This is a genomic window from Microbacterium sp. S308A+, assembly GCF_049800815.1.
In the GTDB taxonomy this organism is placed as follows: Bacteria; Actinomycetota; Actinomycetes; order Actinomycetales; family Microbacteriaceae; genus Microbacterium.
This window is the reverse complement of the sequence record NZ_JBNAFT010000001.1, coordinates 652,825-673,690: the sequence shown is the minus strand read 5'-3', so window position 1 is coordinate 673,690 and position 20,866 is coordinate 652,825. Positions and strand designations below refer to the sequence as shown.

General features: G+C 69.4%; 18 protein-coding genes. 14 read left to right on the top strand and 4 right to left on the bottom strand.

Annotated elements, in window-relative coordinates:
- Positions 1-25: 25 nt before the first annotated feature.
- Positions 26-295 carry a hypothetical protein gene (locus ACP15J_RS03165; RefSeq protein ID WP_424935501.1) on the bottom strand — a complete coding sequence of 90 codons (270 nt, stop codon included), beginning with the start codon at positions 293-295 and terminating at the stop codon, positions 26-28.
- Between the two features lie 136 nt (positions 296-431).
- Here ACP15J_RS03165 and ACP15J_RS03160 point away from each other — a divergent pair, with 136 nt between their 5' ends.
- The 8 genes from ACP15J_RS03160 to ACP15J_RS03125 all read left to right on the top strand — a co-directional run bounded on the left by ACP15J_RS03160 (position 432) and on the right by ACP15J_RS03125 (position 10,730).
- Complete coding sequence (locus tag ACP15J_RS03160) at positions 432-1,670, top strand: MFS transporter (protein WP_424935502.1); 1,239 nt, start codon at positions 432-434, stop codon at positions 1,668-1,670.
- 131 nt (positions 1,671-1,801) lie between these two features.
- A complete protein-coding gene (locus tag ACP15J_RS03155; protein WP_424935503.1) occupies positions 1,802-3,238 on the top strand; it encodes an alpha,alpha-trehalose-phosphate synthase (UDP-forming) in 1,437 nt (478 codons plus the stop codon).
- A 25-nt stretch (positions 3,239-3,263) separates the two neighbouring features.
- Positions 3,264-4,133 (top strand): trehalose-phosphatase, encoded by an 870-nt coding sequence (otsB, locus tag ACP15J_RS03150; protein WP_424935504.1) that lies wholly within the window; start codon positions 3,264-3,266, stop codon positions 4,131-4,133.
- Positions 4,134-4,142: 9 nt separating this feature from the next.
- Positions 4,143-5,876 carry a dihydroxy-acid dehydratase gene (gene ilvD / locus ACP15J_RS03145; protein ID WP_424935505.1) on the top strand — a complete coding sequence of 578 codons (1,734 nt, stop codon included), beginning with the start codon at positions 4,143-4,145 and terminating at the stop codon, positions 5,874-5,876.
- A 90-nt stretch (positions 5,877-5,966) separates the two neighbouring features.
- Positions 5,967-7,769 (top strand): acetolactate synthase large subunit, encoded by a 1,803-nt coding sequence (locus tag ACP15J_RS03140; protein ID WP_424935506.1) that lies wholly within the window; start codon positions 5,967-5,969, stop codon positions 7,767-7,769.
- Between the two features lie 3 nt (positions 7,770-7,772).
- A complete protein-coding gene (gene ilvN, locus ACP15J_RS03135) occupies positions 7,773-8,282 on the top strand; it encodes an acetolactate synthase small subunit (protein ID WP_197220435.1) in 510 nt (169 codons plus the stop codon).
- Between the two features lie 31 nt (positions 8,283-8,313).
- On the top strand, positions 8,314-9,342 hold the full coding sequence (gene ilvC / locus ACP15J_RS03130) for a ketol-acid reductoisomerase (protein ID WP_424935507.1): 1,029 nt from the start codon (positions 8,314-8,316) through the stop codon (positions 9,340-9,342).
- A 125-nt stretch (positions 9,343-9,467) separates the two neighbouring features.
- Positions 9,468-10,730: an alpha-L-fucosidase gene (locus ACP15J_RS03125; RefSeq protein ID WP_424980835.1), complete on the top strand. Its 1,263-nt coding sequence runs from the start codon at positions 9,468-9,470 to the stop codon at positions 10,728-10,730.
- 246 nt (positions 10,731-10,976) lie between these two features.
- On the opposite strand, the gene ACP15J_RS03120 is transcribed toward ACP15J_RS03125, so the two are convergent.
- On the bottom strand, positions 10,977-11,912 hold the full coding sequence (locus ACP15J_RS03120) for a hypothetical protein (RefSeq protein WP_424935509.1): 936 nt from the start codon (positions 11,910-11,912) through the stop codon (positions 10,977-10,979).
- 107 nt (positions 11,913-12,019) lie between these two features.
- On the opposite strand from ACP15J_RS03120, the gene ACP15J_RS03115 reads away from it, so the two are divergent.
- From ACP15J_RS03115 to serA, 3 genes are all read left to right on the top strand, one after another.
- Positions 12,020-12,589, top strand: coding sequence for a hypothetical protein (locus ACP15J_RS03115; RefSeq protein ID WP_424935510.1), 570 nt, complete (start codon positions 12,020-12,022; stop codon positions 12,587-12,589).
- Complete coding sequence (locus ACP15J_RS03110) at positions 12,586-12,966, top strand: hypothetical protein (RefSeq protein ID WP_424935511.1); 381 nt, start codon at positions 12,586-12,588, stop codon at positions 12,964-12,966. Before ACP15J_RS03115 ends, ACP15J_RS03110 begins: the two co-directional genes overlap by 4 nt.
- Positions 12,967-13,168: 202 nt before the next feature.
- Positions 13,169-14,773 (top strand): phosphoglycerate dehydrogenase, encoded by a 1,605-nt coding sequence (serA, locus tag ACP15J_RS03105; RefSeq protein WP_424935512.1) that lies wholly within the window; start codon positions 13,169-13,171, stop codon positions 14,771-14,773.
- A gap of 28 nt (positions 14,774-14,801) precedes the next feature.
- On the opposite strand, the gene ACP15J_RS03100 is transcribed toward serA, so the two are convergent.
- Complete coding sequence (locus ACP15J_RS03100) at positions 14,802-15,350, bottom strand: TetR/AcrR family transcriptional regulator (protein ID WP_424935513.1); 549 nt, start codon at positions 15,348-15,350, stop codon at positions 14,802-14,804.
- Between the two features lie 115 nt (positions 15,351-15,465).
- Between ACP15J_RS03100 and ACP15J_RS03095 the strand changes: the two genes are divergently transcribed.
- The 3 genes from ACP15J_RS03095 to ACP15J_RS03085 all read left to right on the top strand — a co-directional run bounded on the left by ACP15J_RS03095 (position 15,466) and on the right by ACP15J_RS03085 (position 19,347).
- Complete coding sequence (locus ACP15J_RS03095; protein WP_424935514.1) at positions 15,466-17,016, top strand: MFS transporter; 1,551 nt, start codon at positions 15,466-15,468, stop codon at positions 17,014-17,016.
- A gap of 121 nt (positions 17,017-17,137) precedes the next feature.
- Complete coding sequence (locus ACP15J_RS03090; RefSeq protein ID WP_424935515.1) at positions 17,138-18,193, top strand: 3-isopropylmalate dehydrogenase; 1,056 nt, start codon at positions 17,138-17,140, stop codon at positions 18,191-18,193.
- Between the two features lie 65 nt (positions 18,194-18,258).
- Positions 18,259-19,347 carry a branched-chain amino acid aminotransferase gene (locus tag ACP15J_RS03085; protein WP_424935516.1) on the top strand — a complete coding sequence of 363 codons (1,089 nt, stop codon included), beginning with the start codon at positions 18,259-18,261 and terminating at the stop codon, positions 19,345-19,347.
- Between the two features lie 62 nt (positions 19,348-19,409).
- On the opposite strand, the gene ACP15J_RS03080 is transcribed toward ACP15J_RS03085, so the two are convergent.
- Positions 19,410-20,783: a DUF222 domain-containing protein gene (locus ACP15J_RS03080; protein WP_424935517.1), complete on the bottom strand. Its 1,374-nt coding sequence runs from the start codon at positions 20,781-20,783 to the stop codon at positions 19,410-19,412.
- Positions 20,784-20,866: the final 83 nt, after the last annotated feature.

Sequence of the window (20,866 nt, the reverse complement as noted above, 5' to 3'; positions counted from 1 at the left end):
ATCGGACCGCGCTCCGCGGACGGCTTCACCGCTCGGCCTTGGTGACGCGCTTCGCCTCCTTCTTCGCGCGCTTGATCTGCGCGGCGGCGACGGGGGAGTCGGGTGCCACGGCGACGCCGCGGCTATCACGGCGCATGTCGACGATCGCCCCGATCGCGAGGGCGAGCGTGATGCCCCAGCTGAGCCAGGCGAGCAGCGCGCGCCAGGTGATCGGCGTGTCCTTCGACCCCCGCAGCAGAGCGATCCCGCTGGTCACGGCGGCGAAAAGGCCGCTTCCGAAGAGGTAGTTGCGCATGGGAACACGCTACCCGCCTGCGCTAGAATGTCGGGCGAGCGGCGCTCGGCGCCCTCCGCATCCGTGCATCTACCAACTGTCGGCACCCCGACGGGAACGGCGGCACCCGACCCGCGTCCCGTGACGCGCGAGAGCCATGACTTCGACGCACACTGCACCGACGACCTCCGTGTCGCCCGGCCTCTTCCGCCTGGCCGGGCTGCCCTATTTCCTGATCGCGTTCGTCGCGCGACTGCCTTTCGCCATGATGGTGGTCGGCGTTCTCACGCTCGCGGTCGCCGCCCGCGGCTCGATCTCGCTGGGCGGTCTCACCTCCGCGGCGGTCGGCCTCGGGACCTTCTTCTTCGGTCCTCTTCTCGGGGCCGCGGCCGATCGCTTCGGGCAGCGCAGGGTCCTGCTCCTTCTGGCCGGGGCGAACGCGGCGGCGCTCGCGCTCTTCGCGATCGTCGCCTACGGCACCCTTCCCGATCCCGTGCTGCTTCTCAGCGCGTTCGCGATCGGCGCGACCGCTCCTCAGGTGTCGCCGATGTCACGAGCGCGCCTGATGACGATCATCGCCGAGCGGGTGCCGGAGCCGCGGCGGCCGAAGACGGTCTCGTCGACGATGGCCTACGAGTCGGCGGCCGACGAGACCGTCTTCGTGATCGGGCCGTTCCTCGTCGGCATCCTCGCCTCGTTCATCTCCCCGGCCGCGCCGCTGCTGATCGGTGCCGGCCTGACCGTGTTGTTCGTCGGGGCGTTCGCCCTGCATCCGAGCGGTTCGCTCCTTTCCGCCCATCGGGGAGAGGACGGCAGGGCCGCCTCGCCCGTCTCGGAGCTTCTTCGGCCGCGTCTGCTCGTGGTCGTGGTGGGCATCGTCGGCGTCGGCCTCTTCTTCGGCGCGATGCTGACCTCCCTCACCGCCTTCATGGCGGAGCGCGGCGACTCCGAACGGGCGGGACTCCTCTACGGCGTGATGGGCATCGGCTCGGCGATCCTCGCTCTGGGCGTCGCCGCGCTGCCCGCCCGGTTCACGCTCCGTGCCCGGTGGCTCCTCTTCTCCGGCGTCCTCCTTGCCGGCGCGCTGCAGCTGCTCATCGTGCACGATGTGCCCGGCATGATCCTGGCGCTGGCGATCATGGGGATCGGAATCGGGCCGACCCTGGTGACGCAGTACAGCTTCGGCGCCGCGCTCAGCCCGGTCGGACGCTCGGCGACCGTGATGACGATGCTCGGCTCCGGCGTCATCGTCGGACAGTCGACCGGCGCCGCCGTCACGGGCGCGGTGGCGCAGGACGCGGGAGCGGCGGCGGCTCTGGCCCTCCCCGGAGTCGCGGCGGCGCTCGTGGTCGCCGCGGGCGTGGCGAACTTCTTCCTCAACCGCGGCATACGCTGACGGCTCTGCCTCGACGGACGGAACGGATCATGCGCTGACCGACGGCGCCGGCCGCCGTTCCGTCCTCGTGTCCCGGCATCGTGCTGGCGTGGGTAGCCTGGAGGTGTCGTCCGCCCCCGAGGAGGAGCGCCATGCCCACCGCCGAGTTCGTCGTCGTCGCCAATCGCCTCCCCGTCGATCGCGTGGTGAGCGCGGAGGGCGAGGAGAGCTGGCGGCGGTCGCCAGGCGGCCTGGTCGCCGCGCTCGAACCGGTCATGCACGGTGTCGACGGCGCCTGGGTCGGCTGGGCAGGGCAGGCGGACGTGGACATCGCCCCCTTCACCTTCGAGGGCATCCGGCTCCTTCCGATCCGGTTGTCCTCGGACGAGGTCGAGGAATACTACGAGGGCTTCGCGAACGACACGATCTGGCCGCTCTACCACGATGTGATCGCCCCGCCGCAGTATCACCGGGAGTGGTGGGAGGCGTATGTGCGCGTGAACCGCCGCTTCGCCGAGGCGGCCGCCTCCGCCGTCGCCGAGGGCGGGACGGCCTGGGTGCACGACTATCAGCTCCAGCTGGTCCCGCAGATGCTGCGGGAGCTCCGCCCCGACCTCACGATCGGGTACTTCCACCACATCCCGTTCCCGGCCCACGGGCTGTACGCGCAGCTCCCGTGGCGGGACCAGGTCCTGCGCGGGCTCCTCGGAGCCGACGTGATCGGCTTCCAGCGGGCGCAGGACGCGACGTACTTCCTCACCGCCGTGCGTCGCCGGCTGCGATACGAGGTGCGGGCCTCGCACGTGTCCGTCCCGGAAGAGACGGGACCGTCTCCCCGTGAGCAGGCAGGTCGGAGGACGGTCGTCGCCCGCCCGTTCCCGATCTCGATCGACACCCGCCCCTACCTGGAGCTCGCCGCCCGGCCCGACATCCGAGCACGGGCGCTGGAGATCCGCGAGGGGCTCGGGAACCCGCGCAAGATCCTGCTCGGAGTGGACCGGCTGGACTACACGAAGGGCATCCGGCACCGGATCAAGGCGTACGGCGAGCTGCTCGACCAGGGAAGGTTCTCGGTGGAGGACGTCACGCTCGTCCAGGTGGCGAGCCCCAGCCGCGAACGCGTGGACGCCTATGTGCACCTCCGGGACGAGATCGAGCTCTCCGTCGCGCGGATCAACGGCGACCACGACACGATGGACCACACCGCCATCCGCTATCTGCACCAGGGGTTCCCGCGGGAGGAGATGGCCGCGCTCTACCTCGCCGCCGACGTGATGCTCGTGACTGCGCTCCGTGACGGCATGAACCTCGTCGCGAAGGAGTACGTCGCCACCCGCGTCGACAACCGCGGCGTCCTCGTGCTCAGCGAGTTCACCGGTGCCGCGGACGAGCTGCGCCAGGCGGTGCGGGTCAATCCGCACGACATCGAGGGGCTGAAGGAGGCGTTGACCGTCGCGGTGGACATGACGCCCGCCGAGCAGGGGCGCCGGATGCGAGCGCTGCGCAAGCGCGTCCTCGAGAACGACGTCGACGCCTGGTCGCGCTCCTTCCTCTCCGCGCTGGAGCAGGCCCGGGAAGCCCGGCGATGACCTCCGGCGCGACGAGGGGGCCAGCATGAGGGCATCCGGACGAGAGCAGGACAAGAAGGAGAGGCCGGCCATGACCATGACCCGCGACTGGACACCCGGGAGCGAGGACGACGGGCTGTCGGCAGTGGCCAGGACACCCCGGCTCCTCGTCGCCCTGGACTTCGACGGGACCGCATCACCGCACGTGGACGACCCGATGGCGGCCCGCGCGTTGCCGGAGGTCGCAGAGGCCATGGCGGCGATCGCCGCCCTTCCCGACACCGTGGTGGGATATGTGTCCGGCCGCAGCCTGCACCACCTCCGGGAGATCGCCGAACATGACGACGCCTCTCCGGTGGTGCTCGCGGGGTCGCACGGCGCGGAGTTCTGGTTCCCCGGCGAGGATGACGACGCCGCCTCGTACGCCGCCGCTCCTGCCGCGTCGTCTTCCGACGCGCCGGCCGACAGGGCGGAGATCGAGGCGGAGGTGAAGGAGATCGCGTTCGCTGTCCCCGGCATCGACTTCGAGCCGAAGACGTTCGGCTTCGGCATCCACGCGCGGCGTGCCGCGGCATCCGATGAGGAGCACGCGTTCGCCGCCGTCGACGCCTGGGCCGAGCATCGGATCCCGCAGTGGCGCCGGCGCACGGGGCACCATATCCGTGAGTTCTCCTGGCGGGACGAGGGGAAAGACTCCGCGATCGCCCGCCTGCGTGCGCACTACGGCGCCACCGCGGTGCTGTTCGCCGGCGACGATGTGACCGACGAGGACGCGCTCCGCGCACTCGGGCCGAGCGACCTGGGGGTGCGAGTGGGGGCGGGGGAGACGGCGGCCCAGATCCGGATCGCGAGCCCTCGCCAGCTGGCGCCGCTCCTGGTCGCTCTCATGCACGAGCGGGCATCGACGCGGGAATAGACTTCCTGCATGTCCTCGAACGAGCCCGCCGCCGACGCGCTCGGCGCACGTCCTGACATCGATATCAAGCCCCGGAGCAGGGTCGTCACCGACGGCATCGAGGCGACCACCTCGCGCGGCATGCTGCGTGCCGTCGGCATGGGTGACGAGGACTGGGAGAAGCCCCAGATCGGCATCGCGTCGAGCTGGAACGAGATCACCCCCTGCAACCTGAGCCTCGACCGGCTCGCGCAGGGGGCGAAGGAGGGGGTCCACGCCGGTGGCGGGTATCCGCTGCAGTTCGGCACGATCTCCGTCTCGGACGGCATCTCCATGGGACACGAGGGGATGCACTTCTCGCTCGTGTCGCGCGAGGTCATCGCCGACTCCGTCGAGACGGTCGTCATGGCAGAGCGCCTCGACGGGACGGTCCTTCTCGCCGGCTGCGACAAGTCCATCCCGGGGATGCTGATGGCGAGCGCTCGCCTCGGCCTCTCCAGCGTCTTCCTCTACGCCGGCTCGATCGCCCCTGGCTGGGTCAAGCTCTCGGACGGCACCGAGAAGGACATCACGATCATCGACTCCTTCGAGGGCGTCGGCGCGTGTCGTGCCGGACGCATGAGCGAGGAGGACCTGAAGCGCATCGAATGTGCCTTCGCTCCCGGCGAGGGCGCGTGCGGCGGCATGTACACCGCCAACACGATGGCATCGGTCGCCGAGGCCCTCGGGCTCAGCCTTCCCGGTTCGGCCGCGCCGCCGTCCGCCGACCGGCGACGCGACTACTTCGCCCATCGCTCGGGTGAGGCCGTGGTGAACCTGCTGCGCCAGGGCATCACCACCAAGGACATCCTGACCAAGGAGTCCTTCGAGAACGCGATCGCCCTCGCGATGGCGCTCGGCGGCTCCACGAACGTCGTGCTCCACCTCCTCGCGATCGCGAGGGAGGCGGAGGTCGACCTGAGCCTGCACGACTTCAACCGCATCGGCAGCAGGACGCCCCACGTGGCGGACATGAAGCCCTTCGGCGCCTACGTCATGAACGACGTCGACCGTCATGGCGGCATTCCCGTGATCATGAAGGCGATGCTCGACGAGGGCCTGCTGCACGGCGACGCCCTCACCGTCACGGGCAGGACCGTGGCCGAGAACCTCCGCGAGCTGAATCCGGATCCGGTCGACGGCGAGGTGATCCACACGTTCGACAATCCGATCCATGCCTCCGGCGGCATCACGATCCTGCACGGCTCGCTCGCCCCCGAGGGAGCGGTGGTGAAGTCCGCCGGCTTCGACGCCGACGTCTTCGAAGGACCGGCGCGCGTGTTCGAGCGGGAGCGGGGCGCGATGGACGCGCTCGCCGCGGGGGAGATCGTCGCCGGCGACGTCGTCGTCATCCGATACGAGGGCCCCAAGGGCGGTCCCGGCATGCGGGAGATGCTCGCGATCACCGCCGCCATCAAAGGCGCGGGCCTCGGAAAAGATGTACTACTCTTGACAGACGGACGATTCTCAGGCGGCACAACCGGCCTGTGCATCGGCCACATAGCACCCGAAGCGGTGGACGCAGGTCCGATCGCCTTCGTGCGCGATGGTGATCTGATTCGGGTCGATATCGCGGCTCGCACTCTCGATCTACTCGTCGAGGAGTCCGAGCTGAGCTCCCGCCGCGAGGCCTGGGAGCCGCTTCCTCCGCGCTACACCCGAGGCGTTCTTGCCAAGTACTCCCGACTCGTGCGCTCTGCTGCTGAGGGCGCCACGACCGGCTGAGCCACGGCCGGCCGAGCCGTGATCGCTCGGCCGTGCGCCGCCCCGGCGGCGCGTCGTCCGTCGTCCGATCATCGATCGCAAGGAAAACCCATGACCGCAGACACCGCGCCGGCCGTGCCACGGCCGCCCGCCCGTCCCGCCGCCGCTCCCGAGCTGACGGGAGCCGAGGCCGTCGTCCGTTCCCTCGAGCTCCTCGGGGTCACCGACGTCTTCGGCCTCCCCGGCGGAGCCATCCTCCCCGTCTACGACCCGTTGATGGACTCCTCGGGCCTCCGCCACATCCTGGTGCGTCACGAGCAAGGCGCCGGGCACGCCGCCGAGGGCTACGCCTCGGCCTCGGGGAAGGTGGGCGTCGCGATCGCGACCTCCGGTCCCGGGGCGACGAACCTGGTGACCGCGATCGCCGACGCGTACATGGACTCGGTCCCGCTCGTGGCGATCACCGGTCAGGTGTTCTCGACCTTGATGGGAACCGACGCGTTCCAGGAGGCGGACATCGTGGGCATCACGATGCCGGTCACCAAGCACTCGTTCCTGGTCAAGGACGCCTCGGAGATCCCCGGCGCCATCGCGGCGGCGTTCGAAGTCGCCGGCACCGGTCGTCCCGGCCCGGTCCTGGTGGACATCACCAAGGACGCCCAGCAGGAGACCGCACCGTTCGTGTGGCCGCCCCGATACGACCTGCCTGGCTACCGGCCGGTGACGAAGGCCCACGGCAAGCAGATCCAGGCCGCCGCGGCCTTCCTGTCCGAGGCGAAGAAGCCGGTGCTGTACGTGGGGGGAGGCGTGATCCGCGGGCGCGCGTCGGCCGAGCTCAAGGACCTCGCCGAGACCACCGGCGCGCCGGTCGTGACGACCCTGATGGCGCGCGGCGCCTTCCCCGACTCACACCCGCAGCATCTCGGCATGCCGGGGATGCATGGAACCGTGCCAGCGGTGCTCGCCCTGCAGGAGGCGGATCTCATCGTGTCGCTCGGCGCGCGGTTCGATGACCGCGTGACCGGCAAGGCCTCGCTCTTCGCCCCGCACGCCAAGGTGGTCCACGTCGACATCGATCCGGCGGAGATCTCCAAGATCCGCACCGCGGACGTCCCGATCGTGGGCGACGTCCGTGAGGTGCTCACCGACCTGGAGGCCGCCTATCGGGGTCTCACCGGCGGAGCGAAGGGCGACACCGAGGAATGGTGGTCGTATCTGGACGGGCTGCGCGCGGAGTTCCCGCTCGGCTACGCGCCGACCAGCGACGGACTGCTCGCGCCCCAGCACGTGATCCAGCGCATCGGCGAGCTCACCGGTCCTGAGGCGATCTACGCCGCCGGCGTCGGACAGCACCAGATGTGGGCGGCGCAGTTCATCAAGTATGAGCGGCCGAACGCCTGGCTCAACTCCGGGGGAGCGGGGACCATGGGGTACTCGGTTCCCGCAGCCATGGGGGCGAAGGTCGCCGAGCCGGATCGCGTCGTGTGGGCGATCGACGGTGACGGCTGCTTCCAGATGACCAATCAGGAGCTCGCGACCTGCGTGATCAACAACATCCCGATCAAGGTTGCGATCATCAACAACTCCTCGCTCGGGATGGTCCGGCAGTGGCAGACCCTCTTCTACGACGGTCGGCACTCCCACACCGACCTGAACACCGGGCATGGCACGGTCCGCGTCCCCGACTTCGTGAAGCTGGCGGAGGCCTACGGATGTCTCGCGCTCCGGGTGGAGAAGGAGGAGGACCTCGACGCGGCGATCACCACCGCGCTCGAGACGAACGACCGTCCGGTCGTGATCGACTTCGTCGTCAGCGCCGACGCCATGGTGTGGCCGATGGTCCCCCAAGGCGTCAGCAACAGCTACGTCCAGTATGCGCGCGACCATGCGCCCGCCTTCGACGAGGAGATCTGAGCCATGTCCACACACGTGCTGAGCCTCCTGGTCGAGAACACTCCGGGCCTCCTGACCAGGGTCGCAGGGCTCTTCGCCCGTCGCGGCTTCAACATCGAGTCCCTCGCGGTCGGGGTGACCGAGGTGCCGGGCATCTCGCGGATCACCGTCGTGGTCGACGTGGAGGACCTGCCGCTCGAGCAGGTCACCAAGCAGCTGAACAAGCTGATCAACGTCATCAAGATCGTGGAGCTGGATCCCGCCGCGTCCGTGCAACGGGAACACATGCTCGTGAAGGTGCGGACCGACAACAACACCCGTTCCAACGTCCTGGAGGTCGTGAACCTCTTCCGCGCCTCTGTCGTGGACTATGCACCGGACGCCCTGGTGGTCGAGGTCACCGGCGACAAGGGCAAGGTCGACGCCTTGCTGCGGGCGTTGGAGCCCTTCGGGATCAAGGAGCTGGCCCAGTCGGGTCTGCTCGCGATCGGCCGGGGCGGCAAGAGCATCACCGAGCGCGTCCTGCGCGGCTGACGAGAAACCGACGAAGAGAAAGAGACAACAAGTGAGCACCGAGATCTTTTACGACGCTGACGCCGATCTGTCGATCATCCAGGGCAAGAAGGTCGCGATCGTCGGGTACGGATCGCAGGGCCACGCCCATGCGATGAACCTCCGTGACTCGGGCGTCGAGGTCGCGATCGCCCTCAAGGAGGGGTCGAGCTCGATCACCAAGGCGGAGGAGGCCGGCTTCCCGGTCAAGACCGTCGCCGAGGCCACGCAGTGGGCGGACCTCGTCATGATCCTCGCGCCGGACCAGCACCAGCGTGGCATCTACAGCGAGTCGATCGCGCCGAACCTCGCGCCGGGCAAGACCCTCGCGTTCGCCCACGGCTTCAACATCCGTTTCGGCTACATCCAGGCCCCTGAGGGCGTCGACGTGATCCTGATCGCCCCGAAGGCGCCGGGGCACACCGTGCGCCGCGAGTTCGTCGCGGGCCGTGGCATCCCTGACATCATCGCTGTCGAGCGCGACGCCTCGGGCAACGCCTGGGCGACGGCCCTCTCCTACGCGAAGGCGATCGGCGGCACCCGTGCCGGCGTCATCAAGACGACCTTCACCGAGGAGACCGAGACCGATCTGTTCGGCGAGCAGGCCGTTCTCTGCGGCGGCATGAGCCACCTCGTGCAGGCGGGCTTCGAGACCCTCGTCGAGGCGGGCTACCAGCCGCAGATCGCGTACTTCGAGGTGCTGCACGAGCTGAAGCTCATCGTCGACCTCATGTGGGAGGGCGGCATCGCCAAGCAGCGCTGGTCGATCTCGGACACCGCGGAGTTCGGCGACTACGTCTCCGGCCCGCGCGTGATCGACGCCGGCGTCAAGGAGCGGATGCAGGGCGTTCTCGCCGACATCCAGTCCGGTGCCTTCGCGCAGCGCTTCATCGCGGATCAGGACAACGGAGCGCCTGAGTTCCTCGCCCTCCGCGAGAAAGAGCAGGGGCACCCGATCGAGGCCACCGGCAAGGAGCTTCGCGCGCTGTTCGCGTGGAAGCAGACTGACGAGGACTACGTCGAGGGCAGCGCGGCGCGCTGACCGGTGCAGCACCCAGAACGGGCGTCCCTTCGGGGGCGCCCGTTCTCGTGCCTCTGAAGACATCCGATGTCCGTGTGAGGATGGGAAGGCCGCCGGACGAGCGGCTTCCGATCCGAGGAGCGATGATGCGACAGCAGTGGTTCGGCGAGGCGCGGTTCGGTCTGTTCGTGCACTTCGGCCTGTACAGCGGCGCGGCCAGGCATGAATGGGTGCAGAACTACGAGCGGCTGGGAGCGGAGGAGTATCAGGCGTACTTCGACCACTTCGACCCCGACCTCTTCGACGCCCGCGCCCTGGCCCGTCGGGCGAAGGACACGAGCATGGGCTACGTCGTGCTCACGACGAAGCACCACGAGGGCTTCTGCCTCTGGGAGTCGGCCCTCACCGACTACACGTCCGTCGAGGCCTGCGGGCGGGATCTCGTGCGGGAGTATGTCGACGCGCTTCGCGAGGAGGGGCTGCGGGTGGGCCTCTACTACTCGCTGATCGACTGGCATCATCCCGACTTCACCGTGGACGGCAACCACCCGCGTCGCGGGGACGATGCCGAGCGAGAGCGCAACGCGCACCGCGACATGGACCGGTACCGGGAGTATCTGCACGGCCAGGTCCGCGAGCTCCTCACCGGCTACGGCGAGATCGACTATCTGTTCTTCGATTTCACCTACCCCGAGGAGCAGGGCGGCTGGGCGGGCAAAGGGCCAGAGGACTGGGGCGCCGAGGAGCTGCTCGCTCTATGCCGTGAGCTGCAGCCCGGCATGCTGGTGAACGATCGGCTGGGCATTCCGGGGGACCTCGTCACGCCCGAGCAGTACCAGCCGACGGCGCCGATCGTGAAGGACGGCGTGCCACAGGTGTGGGAGGCCTGCCAGACGATCAACGGGTCCTGGGGCTATCACCGCGACAACCACGACCAGAAGTCTGCCGACCTGCTCGTCCGGATGTTGGCCGACTCGGTCTCGATGGACGGGAACATGCTGCTCAACGTCGGCCCGGACGGGCGCGGAGCGCTCGCGCCGCGCGACGAGACGGTGCTGGCCGAGATCGGGGAGTGGATGCGACGGCACCGGAGGGCGATCGTCGGGGCGGGGCATGCGCCCTTCGTCCCGCCGCGCGAGGGCGTCTACACCCGCCGCGGCGCCCGTCTGTACCTCCACCTGTTCACCTGGCCGCTCGGCTTCGTGCACCTGCCGGGGCTGGCGGGCGAGGCGACCTACGCGCGCTTCCTGCACGACGGCTCCTGGCTGCGCATGTCCGTGACAGATCCGGAGCAGCAGGCCGACTACCTGACGCCGGCGGGGGAGGCCCCGGGGACGCTCACGGTGCACCTCCCGGTGCGGCGCCCCGACGTGCTGCTCCCGGTGATCGAGCTGACGCTCCGCTCCTGAGCAGAGCCTCTGGCGAGGCGCAGCGAGCGGCGCATGATGAACTTCGGAAGGCCCAGCCCGGCCCTCGGCACTGCCGCGTTGCCGTATCTGACTCCGGGGGTGCCGGAGCGGCGTCCCGACGCTGAGCTCGGCCTCTTCATGCCGTGCTGTGGCTCCGCAGCAACGGCGTCGGGGTGCACGGCACGCGTTCCTGGAGTCGCGCCGGTGAGCCCGTAGGCGCCGTGCAGATACGCCCGTCGCGGCCGGTCAGCGGGTCGCGACCGGCGTCGGGGTGGCAGATCGCGACGGGGTCGATGACGGTGCGGGCGACTCGTCCGCCGGCTCCTTGTCGGACGGGTCGTCAGGGGTGCCGTTCAGCGTCGAGACGTCGCCAGGAAGGGCGGCCTTGACGGCGTCGACCTGCTCCTGCGTGTAGCCGCAATACTTCGTCGCCTCGGACTCCCAGCGCTTGGTGAGCCGCTCCTTGCCCTTCTCGTGGGCGACCGCCACTGTTCCCGAGAAGATCTGGCCGTCGGCGGATGCCTTGTTGACGTCGGGGACGGCCTGGCAGACGTGGAAGACGGATCCCGACTTCGTCCAGAAGACGAGGTCTTCGCCGGTGAGCTCCTTGACGATGTTCGACTCGGCGGAGTACTGCTCCACCGAGGGCGGGTTGAGGGAGAGGCCGAACCATGCCGCGACGGCGGCGAGGACGATGCCCACGGACCCGGCGATCGCCTTCTGCTTGCCGTCCATGTTCTTGTTTGTGAAGACCAGGACGATGAGCGGGACGAAGGCGAGGATCGCGATGATCAGCCCGAGCTGGTTCTGTACGAAGAAGCGCACCGGCTCGCTGCGGCGCGCGGGGTCGAGGCGATTCGCCTGCTTCCACAGCAGAGAGCCGCCGATTGAGAGAGCGCCGATCACCACGAAGGCGCCGATGAGACCGATCAGATGACCGGTCGTGAACGGCTTCTGCTTGAGCAGCCAGAAGATCGCGAAGGCTTCGCCCGCGATGGCGACGATCCAGAGCGCGGCGGCGATCCAGCGGTTGCGTGTCGCCTTGCCTTTCGCCTCCGGCGTCGGCTTCCAATCCGCGGGCGGCTCGATCGGCCCGTCGGACGAGCCACCCGGTGCGGCACCCTTGCGTGCCGGCCTGGTCGACTCCACCCGGACGACCTTCTTGTTGCCCTCTTCAGCCACGGTGCTCCCTTTCCCTGGACACGACGTCGAGCATATCGTCGCGCTGCGAGCATAGCGGCGCGCCGTCATGCCCCGCTACGTCATGCCCCGCCCGGTACGCTGGGCCCATGACATCCGATCCCGATGACGCCCTGCGCTGGGACGGCGACGAGCCGGTGACGGACGCGCCGGCCACGGCCGCGGACGCGCCCGCGAAAAGCGCAGACGCGGGGGACGTGCCGTCAGCGGAGGAAGAGCCGTCGCTGCCCGCCGGATGGACGGCGGTGGGGCGGGGGAGCGAGAAGGTACGCGTCGCCGAAGCCGGATCCGCCGACGCCCTCGACTCCGGCCGTCCCGCTGTCGAGGCCGTCACGGCCGCGGAGGTCTCTGACGAGCGCCCGGGGCTGGGGAACGCCTCTCTGATCTCGCTCGGCGTGATCGGCGGGGTCTACCTGCTGTACGCGATCGGCTGGGCGGTTGGCGGGAGCAATCTGCGCCCGAGCGCGAAGTTCCTGGTGACCGACGCGATGTACTTGCCATGGATGTGGCTGGTGATCCTCGCCCCGTTCCTCTGGTTCGTCGCCGTCTGGGTTCTCACCCGGGGACGTGCGACCTGGATCCGGATCGTCGGTCTTGTCATCGGGGTCGTCCTCCTGATCCCGTGGCCGTTCGTGATGACGGGGGTGCTCGGGTCATGACCGAATCGACGGGAACTCCGGCCGAAGGCACCGGCGCCGGATCGTCTCGGGCCATCGGGATCCGTGGTCCGCGCTGGCTGACGCTCCTCGTGCTCGGGCTCGCCGGCCTGCTCTACGCCTACGCGGTGTGGAATGCGATCGCCCACCTGTTCGCGCTCGCGCAGCTGGGGCTCAACGGAACCGGGTGGTTCACGCTGCTGTTCGCGGTGTTCTTCCCCGCGCTCGTCTATGTCGCCGCCATCGCGATCTGCCGGCGGCGGAACGTGGGGGAGCTGTCGCTCGTCCTCCTCGCGGGCCTCGGCCTCGTCGCCGTCTTCTGGCTCGACGTGATCGGCTACACGGCGTTGAACCTCACCTCTCTCCTGACCGGCTCCTGACCCGTCAGCGGTTCCGGACTCTGCATCGGAGCCCCGGGCGTGACCGACTGGTCCGTGGTGCCTGCGGCGTCGTCACGCGGTCGGGCGGGAGGCGTCGCCTCCGGTAGAGTGTGACCGATCGCGCCCCGACGGTGTGCGGCGCGTCGATTCCCTCCCGTCCCGCGCGCCCCGCGTCGTGTGTCCGCTCCGAAGGATCTCCACCGTGCCGAAGCCTGTCGTGCTCATCGCCGAAGTACTCTCTCCCGCCACGATCGACGCCCTCGGGCCGGATTTCGACGTACGTCACGTCGACGGCACCGACCGTCCCGCGCTCTTCGCGGCCCTCGCCGAGGCGGACGCCGTGCTGATCCGCTCGGCGACGCGGATCGACGCCGAGGCGCTCGGGCACGCGCCGAGGCTGAAGGTGGTCGCACGGGCCGGCGTCGGCCTCGACAACGTGGACATCAAGGCGGCGACGACCGCGGGCGTCATGGTCGTGAACGCACCCACCTCGAACATCGTCTCTGCCGCCGAGCTCACGGTCGGTCACATCCTCAGCCTCGCGCGGCGTATCCCGGCGGCGCACGCATCGCTTTCGGACGGCGCGTGGAAGCGCAGCTCCTTCACGGGAGCCGAGCTCTTCGAGAAGACGGTCGGGATCGTCGGCCTCGGCCGGATCGGTGCGCTCGTCGCGGCTCGTCTCGCCGCCTTCGACATGCGCGTCGTCGCCTATGATCCGTACGTCACGAGCGCTCGCGCCCAGCAGCTGGGGGTGCAGCTGCTCTCCCTCGACGAGCTGGTCGCCGAGTCGGACTTCCTCACGATCCACATGCCCAAGACCCCGGAGACGACCGGGATGATCGGCGCCGCGCAGTTCGCCGCGATGAAGCCCACCGCCTATGTGGTGAACGTGGCACGCGGGGGGCTCATCGACGAGGAGGCGCTCCACGCCGCGCTCGTGGCGGGGGAGATCGCCGGTGCCGGCCTCGACGTGTTCACGTCCGAGCCGCCGGCTGAGGGCGGGAGTGCCCAGGCTCTCCTCTCGCTTCCCAACGTCGTGGTGACGCCCCACCTTGGCGCCAGCACCGAGGAGGCACAGGAGAAGGCGGGAATCTCGGTCGCCCGTTCGGTGCGCCTCGCGCTCGGCGGCGACCTCGTGCCTGATGCGGTCAACGTCGCCGGTGGCGTGATCGACCCCTACGTGCGCCCCGGCATCCCGCTCGTCGAGAAGCTCGGGCAGATCTTCGCCGCGCTCGCGCCGTCGCCACTCACGAGCCTCGACGTCGAGGTGCACGGCGAGCTCAACGACTACGACGTGAGCGTCCTCAAGCTTGCCGCGCTCAAGGGCGTCTTCACGAACATCGTGAGCGAGACCGTCTCGTACGTGAACGCGCCGCTCCTCGCGGAGCAGCGTGGTGTCGCGGTGCGTCTCGTGCAGGACGAGGTCAGCGAGGAGTACCGCAACGTCATCACCCTCCGCGGGGCACTCTCCGACGGGACCCAGCTCTCCGTCTCGGGGACTCTCACCGGTCCCAAGCAGACGGAGAAGCTCGTCGGCATCAACGAGTACGCGGTCGAGCTGCCGATCGAGAAGCACCACGTCGTGATGCTCTACGCCGACCGCCCCGGCATCGTCGCGGTATATGGCCAGCGCTTCGGCGAGGCAGGGATCAACATCGCCGGCATGCAGATCGCTCGGCAGGCGGCCGGCGGCCAGGCGCTCAGCGTCCTGACACTCGACTCGCCGGTCTCCGACGAGCTGCTCGACGAGGTTCGCACTGCGATCGATGCCGACCTGTTCCGGCAGATCGAGATCCGCGAGGTCTGAGGCGCTTCCGCGTCCGTGCGTGCTGCGCTCAGGTCGTGGCACGGAGGACGAGCTCGATGAGCGCGTCGAGCGCCGCACCGGTCGGCACGGTCGAGGGAACGCCGGTCGTCACCGGGGTGAGCGCGTTGTTGAAGTAGAGGCCGTCGCTGAGGAGCATGACGAGGTCCAGCGCCGCCTGGTCCCTGACGTGCGGCCGGATGCCCGCTGCCCAGCGCTCGCGGATCCCGAACAGCGCGTCGACGCTGGGGGAGTGACCGCCCTGCGCCAGGCGCGACGTCGCGACGATCACCCGGTCAAGCGGGTCGTCCGTCATCACCGATGTGCGAATGAAATAGGCGACAGGACCCTCAGGCGCCGTGGCCATCCGCTCCTCGTCCTGACGCATCTGATCCTCGAGCCGTTCGAGGATGCCCGCGGCAAGATCCTCCTTCGAGGCGAAGTGGTAGAGCAATCCGCCCTTGGAGACGCCGGCCGCCTTGGCGACGGCCTCGAGAGTGGCGGCGCGCTCGCCGTCGTGGACGAGGATGTCCTCGAAGGCGTCGAGGACGCGCTCACGAGCAAGCGGTGGACGGGGCATGGATCTCCTTGTCGACGACACCTGTTACTATACCAGCCGGACGGTTTAGTAACGGCTGCGTCGCCTTCAGCGGGCGAGTCGTCATCTGCGCCGAGTCATCATTCGAGGAGAGATCATGTCCACCACGGCGACGAACGAGACGGTCGAGGCCGAGGCGCCCCGTGCCGGCGCACGGGCATGGGCGGCCCTGGCCGTGCTCATGCTGCCCGTGCTGCTCGTCTCGGTCGACAACACGGTGCTGTCCTTCGCCCTGCCCGAGATCTCCCTGGCGCTGGCCCCGACGAGCATCGAGCAGCTCTGGATCATCGACGTCTACCCGCTCGTCCTCGCAGGTCTCCTGGTGACGATGGGCACACTCGGCGACCGCTTCGGGCGCCGGAAGATGCTGCTCATCGGGTCGACCGGGTTCGCCGCGGTGTCGGTGCTGGCTGCTTTCGCGCCCACCGCGATGCTCCTCGTCGTCGCCCGTGCGTTGCTCGGTGTCTTCGGGGCGATGCTCATGCCGTCGACCCTCTCGCTTCTGCGTTCGCTCTTCCGCAATCGCGAGCAGCGTCGCTTCGCGATCGCCGTCTGGGCGTCTGCGTTCTCCGCGGGATCGGCCCTCGGCCCGATCGTCGGCGGCTTCCTCCTCGAGCACTTCAGCTGGGGCTCGGTGTTCCTCCTGGCCGTGCCGGTGCTTGTGCCGTTGCTGATCGCCGCGCCCCTGCTCGTGCCGGAGAGCCGCGATCCGGCTCCGGGGCGCATCGATCTCGTGAGCATCGCGCTCTCGATGGCGACCATGATCCCCGTCGTCTACGCGATCAAGACCTTCGCCGTGCACGGCTTCGGCGTCGCGCCGGTGCTCTGGCTCCTCGGCGGCGTCGCGATGGGCGTCCTCTTCGTCCGGCGGCAGCTTGCGGCAGAGAGCCCGATGCTCGACATGCAGCTCTTCCGCCGAGGCTCGTTCTCGGGCGCCATCCTGGTGAACCTGCTCAGCGTCGTCGCGCTGGTCGGCTTCCTGTACTTCGTCTCGCAGCATGTGCAGCTCGTCCTCGGGCTCTCGCCCATGCAGGCGGGTCTCGCGCTCGTTCCCGGTATGGCGGCGATGATCGTCTCCGGGCTCGGTGTGGTGCCCATCGCCCGCCGGGTCCCGCCGCACATCCTGATCCCGGCGGCCCTGGTGTTCTCGTTCGCGGGCTACCTCATCGTCGCCCTGTCGACGAGCGACCACGGTGTCCTGCCCCTGGTGATCGCGTTCGTCACGCTCGGCATCGGGATCGGCGCGGCGGAGACCATCTCCAACGAGCTCATCGTGACCAACGCCCCTCCGGCGAAGGCCGGTGCGGCGAGCGCGGTCTCCGAGACCGCGTACGAGCTGGGCGCCGTCCTCGGAACCGCCCTGCTGGGCGGCCTCATCACGGCGTTCTACCGGAACGCCCTCGTCCTGCCCGCGGGGCTCGACGCGACCGCACGCGAGGCGGCGTCGGAGACGCTGAGCGGCGCCTATACGGTGTCGCACGGGCTCCCCGAGCCGCTCGGGAGCCAGCTCTGGGAGGCCGCTGCGGCGGCGTTTGGCTCCGGCGTGACGGTCACCTCGCTCATCGGCGCAGGCCTCGTGGCGGTCGCCGCGGTGGTCGCGGCCGTGATGCTGCGCCGCTCGGGCAGCGAGACCCAGGAGTCCGCGTAGGCCTCTGACGTCGCTCCGGCGGAGGCGGATGTCGGTGTGGCTGCGGGCGGGCGTGGGCCCGATTCCTCGTGCGCGGCCGATACGCTGGAGGCCCGTCCTTTCCTCTCGTGCAAGGAGTCGTATGTCCCGTGTCGTGAAGCTCGCCGTCATCCCCGGTGACGGCATCGGTCCGGAGGTCGTCGCCCAGGCGGAGAAGGCGCTCGACGCGGTGACGGCGGGGAGCGGGGTCGTCTTCGAGAAGACGCGCTTCTCGCTCGGGGCCGCGCGGTTCCTCGAGACCGGCGACACCCTCACCGACGCGGACCTGGACGCCATCCGCGCCCACGACGCGATCCTCCTCGGCGCCGTCGGAGGCGTGCCAGGAGACCCGCGGCTCAAGGACGCGAACATCGAGCGGGGGCTGCTGCTCCGGCTCCGCTTCGAGCTCGACCACTACGTCAACCTCCGGCCGGCGAAGCTCTACCCGGGCGCCTCCGGACCGCTCGCCGATCCGGGCGACATCGACTTCGTCGTCGTGCGCGAGGGCACCGAGGGACCCTACGTGGGCAACGGCGGGAGCATCCGCCGGGGGACGCCGCACGAGGTGGCGAACGAGACCAGCGTGAACACCGCCTTCGGGGTCGAGCGCGTGGTGCGCTACGCGTTCGCGCTCGCCGAGCGCCGCCGGCAGAAGCTCACGCTCGTGCACAAGACCAACGTGCTCGTGCACGCGGGCTCGATCTGGAAGCGGATCGTCGACGAGGTGGCGCAGGAGCACCCCGGAGTGGCCGTAGACTACCTGCACGTCGACGCGGCCACGATCTTCCTGGTCACCCACCCTTCGCGCTTCGACGTGATCGTCACCGACAACCTCTTCGGCGACATCCTCACTGATCTGGCCGGCGCCGTCACCGGTGGCATCGGCCTCGCCGCCTCGGGGAACATCAACCCCGACGGTGCCTTCCCGTCGATGTTCGAGCCCGTGCACGGCTCGGCACCCGACATCGCGGGTCAGCACAAGGCCGACCCCACCGCCGCGATCCTCTCCGCGTCGCTGCTGCTCGATCACCTCGGGCTGCGCGACGAGGCCGCACGTCTCCAACGTGCGGTGGAGGAGGACATCGCCGGTCGCAGCGGGGGACAGCGCACGACAGAGCAGATCGGCGACGCGATCATCGCGCGCCTGTCGGCGGCGTAATCTGGGGAACGCGAGAGAACTGAAGACGCGAGCGAAGCCGCTCGCACCCGACCGCAGGATGTGACATGACCGACACCGCAACCGCTTCGCTCACTTTCGCCGTGACGAAGAACCTGGCCGCCAAGACGCCCGCCCAGCGCGAGGAGATCCTCAAGGATCCCGGGTTCGGCACCACCTTCACCGATCACATGGTCGACATCTGCTGGTCCGAGGCCGGCGGATGGCACCGGCCGCGTGTCCAGCCCTATGGGCCGATCCCGCTCGACCCCGCCGCCGCCGTGCTGCACTACGGCCAGGAGATCTTCGAGGGCATCAAAGCCTACCGCCATGCGGACGGCTCCGTGCACACGTTCCGCCCGGACCGCAACGCGGCCCGGCTGCGGGCGAGCGCGCGTCGGCTGGCCCTGCCGGAGCTGCCGACGGAGCACTTCGTGCAGTCGCTGCGCGAGCTCATCGCGGTCGACGGCGACTGGGTGCCGTCCGGTGCGGATCAGAGCCTCTATCTCCGGCCGTTCATGTTCGCCAAGGAGGCCTTCCTCGGTGTCCGGCCTGCGAAGAAGGTCGCGTACTACGTCATCGCGAGCCCGGCCGGATCGTACTTCTCCGGCGGGGTGAAGCCGGTCAGCATCTGGCTGAGCGAGCGCTACGCCCGTGCGGGCAAGGGCGGCACCGGCGCCGCGAAGACCGGCGGCAACTACGCGTCGAGCCTGTTGCCGCAGGCCGAGGCGTACGAGAAGGGCTGCGACCAGGTCGTCTTCCTCGACCAGGACCGCAACGTCGAGGAGCTCGGCGGCATGAACGTCGTCTTCGTGTACAAGGATGGCCGCGTGGTGACGCCTGAGTCCGACAGCATCCTCGAGGGGATCACCCGGGACTCGCTGCTGCAGCTCGCCGAGGACCGCGGGCTCACGGTCGAGCGGCGTCCGGTCTCGCTCCAGGAATGGCGCGACGGCGTGGCGAACGGCGACATCGTCGAGGTCTTCGCCTGCGGCACCGCCGCGGTCGTGACGCCGATCGGCGTGCTCAAGGGCGAGGGCTTCGAAGACGTCCAGCCGCAGGGCGAGCTGGCCCTCTCGCTGCGCGAGGAGCTGACGGACATCCAGTATGGCCGCCGCGAGGACAAGCACGGCTGGCTCGTCCGGCTCGACACCTGAAGCTGAGCTGAGAGCAGAGTCTCCTCATCCCGTGCTGTCGGCGGGAACTGGGCGTGCTCGGGCTATGAACTCGGGACGAACTGGACGCGCGGGGGAGCGGCGTCGGTATAGACCTTGCCGGCTGGACTGATCCAGTCGATGACTCCTCCGGGGCGCTGTATCGCGCGCCATCGCCATCGCTGGTCGTGGTCGGGATGTTTGAGCGCATGGTGGGTCGGACAGAGACAGCAGAGGTTGCTGATCTCTGTCCGGCCGCCCTTCGCATGGTCGTAGTTGTGGTCGATCTCGCATCGTCGCGCAGCGCGTCGGCAGCCCGGGAATCGGCAGTGCCGATCGCGTGCGCGCAGGAACCGGCGCATCTCTGCCGTCGGCGTATAGGAGTCGGTGCGGACCGTCATCCCGTGTGCGTCGAGGAACAAGCGGGTCCACGTCGTCGCCATCCCCGCCAGCAGTCGCGCCGCCTGGGGGAGGAGCGGGCCGTGACCGTCGTGCTCTGCCATCCTCTGGTCTCTCGCCGCGAGGGTCGTCGCCGCGACCGTGACCTGTACGGTCGCGTGGATCGCTTCCAGCGCCGTGTTGCTGGTGGACGTCGGAGCCGTGGTGAGCAGCAGATCAGCGAGGATGTCGGCGCGGACCTCGTCCAGTGTGCGCTCATCGGCATCGTCGCAGCCGATGGCGGAGCCGAGATCGCCCTGGGCGGACCGCCCGCCTCGGTGGCTTGGGCTCCGGGGAGCTTCGGCGTCGCGACAGCGGGGATCGCTAGCGGCGTCGCTGTGTCTGGCGCGGAGCTCGGCCTTGGCGTCGTCGCGCAGGCGGTGCCCCGTCGCGGTGAGGCGATCGTGGATCGCGTGCGCGAGGACCGCGGGCAGGATCGCCGAGAGGTGGGCCATGCCGTCGTCGAGATCGGTCACGGTCACCCTGCGCCCAGAACGGGCGCGTCGATGGCGCTCGGCCATGTCCTCGGGGACGAGCGAGGCGCTGACCGACTGCGCGAAGGCCGCGGTCCGCGCGACCGTCTCCGCGGCCGGGAACGGGACGACCTGGCGCTCGTAGTCGGACAGTGCTGCAGAATCCGTTGCCGGGATCGCTGCCGCCGACTCCGCGATCGTCGTCGCGTGCCGGAGCGAGATCGACCCCTCCGCCAACGCCGTCGTGGTGCGAGCGAATCGGTCGTGAAGCATCCACGCTGCGCCCAGCTCGCGCCCAGCGGCGGCCTTGGTGATGTGCAGTCCCGCAGCCACCTCGCAGAGCATCGAACGCTCAGCCGCGTCGAAGCTGGGAGATCCGGGCGGAACCTGCGCGAGGAGCCGGGAGACGCGCTCGGAGAGCAACGTGGTGATCCGAGACTCGAGACGAGCGATCTCTGCGCGAAGCGTGGCGCACTCGTCGACGATCTCGCCGTTGCGAGAGACGTACGAGTCGTCGTGGGCTTCCATGCTTCCAACCTTAGAATCTAAGGACGAATCAGACCAGAGACCATCGTCTATACAGGAAGACAAAAATTCGACCTATGTCGGTG

Coding starts and splice junctions, on each gene's coding strand:
- ACP15J_RS03165 (WP_424935501.1), bottom strand. CDS start 295: ATGCGCAACTACCTCTTCGGAAGCGGCCTTTTCGCCGCCGTGACCAGC.
- ACP15J_RS03160 (WP_424935502.1), top strand. CDS start 432: ATGACTTCGACGCACACTGCACCGACGACCTCCGTGTCGCCCGGCCTC.
- ACP15J_RS03155 (WP_424935503.1), top strand. CDS start 1,802: ATGCCCACCGCCGAGTTCGTCGTCGTCGCCAATCGCCTCCCCGTCGAT.
- otsB (WP_424935504.1), top strand. CDS start 3,264: ATGAGGGCATCCGGACGAGAGCAGGACAAGAAGGAGAGGCCGGCCATG.
- ilvD (WP_424935505.1), top strand. CDS start 4,143: ATGTCCTCGAACGAGCCCGCCGCCGACGCGCTCGGCGCACGTCCTGAC.
- ACP15J_RS03140 (WP_424935506.1), top strand. CDS start 5,967: ATGACCGCAGACACCGCGCCGGCCGTGCCACGGCCGCCCGCCCGTCCC.
- ilvN (WP_197220435.1), top strand. CDS start 7,773: ATGTCCACACACGTGCTGAGCCTCCTGGTCGAGAACACTCCGGGCCTC.
- ACP15J_RS03125 (WP_424980835.1), top strand. CDS start 9,468: ATGCGACAGCAGTGGTTCGGCGAGGCGCGGTTCGGTCTGTTCGTGCAC.
- ACP15J_RS03115 (WP_424935510.1), top strand. CDS start 12,020: ATGACATCCGATCCCGATGACGCCCTGCGCTGGGACGGCGACGAGCCG.
- ACP15J_RS03110 (WP_424935511.1), top strand. CDS start 12,586: ATGACCGAATCGACGGGAACTCCGGCCGAAGGCACCGGCGCCGGATCG.
- ACP15J_RS03100 (WP_424935513.1), bottom strand. CDS start 15,350: ATGCCCCGTCCACCGCTTGCTCGTGAGCGCGTCCTCGACGCCTTCGAG.
- ACP15J_RS03095 (WP_424935514.1), top strand. CDS start 15,466: ATGTCCACCACGGCGACGAACGAGACGGTCGAGGCCGAGGCGCCCCGT.
- ACP15J_RS03090 (WP_424935515.1), top strand. CDS start 17,138: ATGTCCCGTGTCGTGAAGCTCGCCGTCATCCCCGGTGACGGCATCGGT.
- ACP15J_RS03085 (WP_424935516.1), top strand. CDS start 18,259: ATGACCGACACCGCAACCGCTTCGCTCACTTTCGCCGTGACGAAGAAC.
- ACP15J_RS03080 (WP_424935517.1), bottom strand. CDS start 20,783: ATGGAAGCCCACGACGACTCGTACGTCTCTCGCAACGGCGAGATCGTC.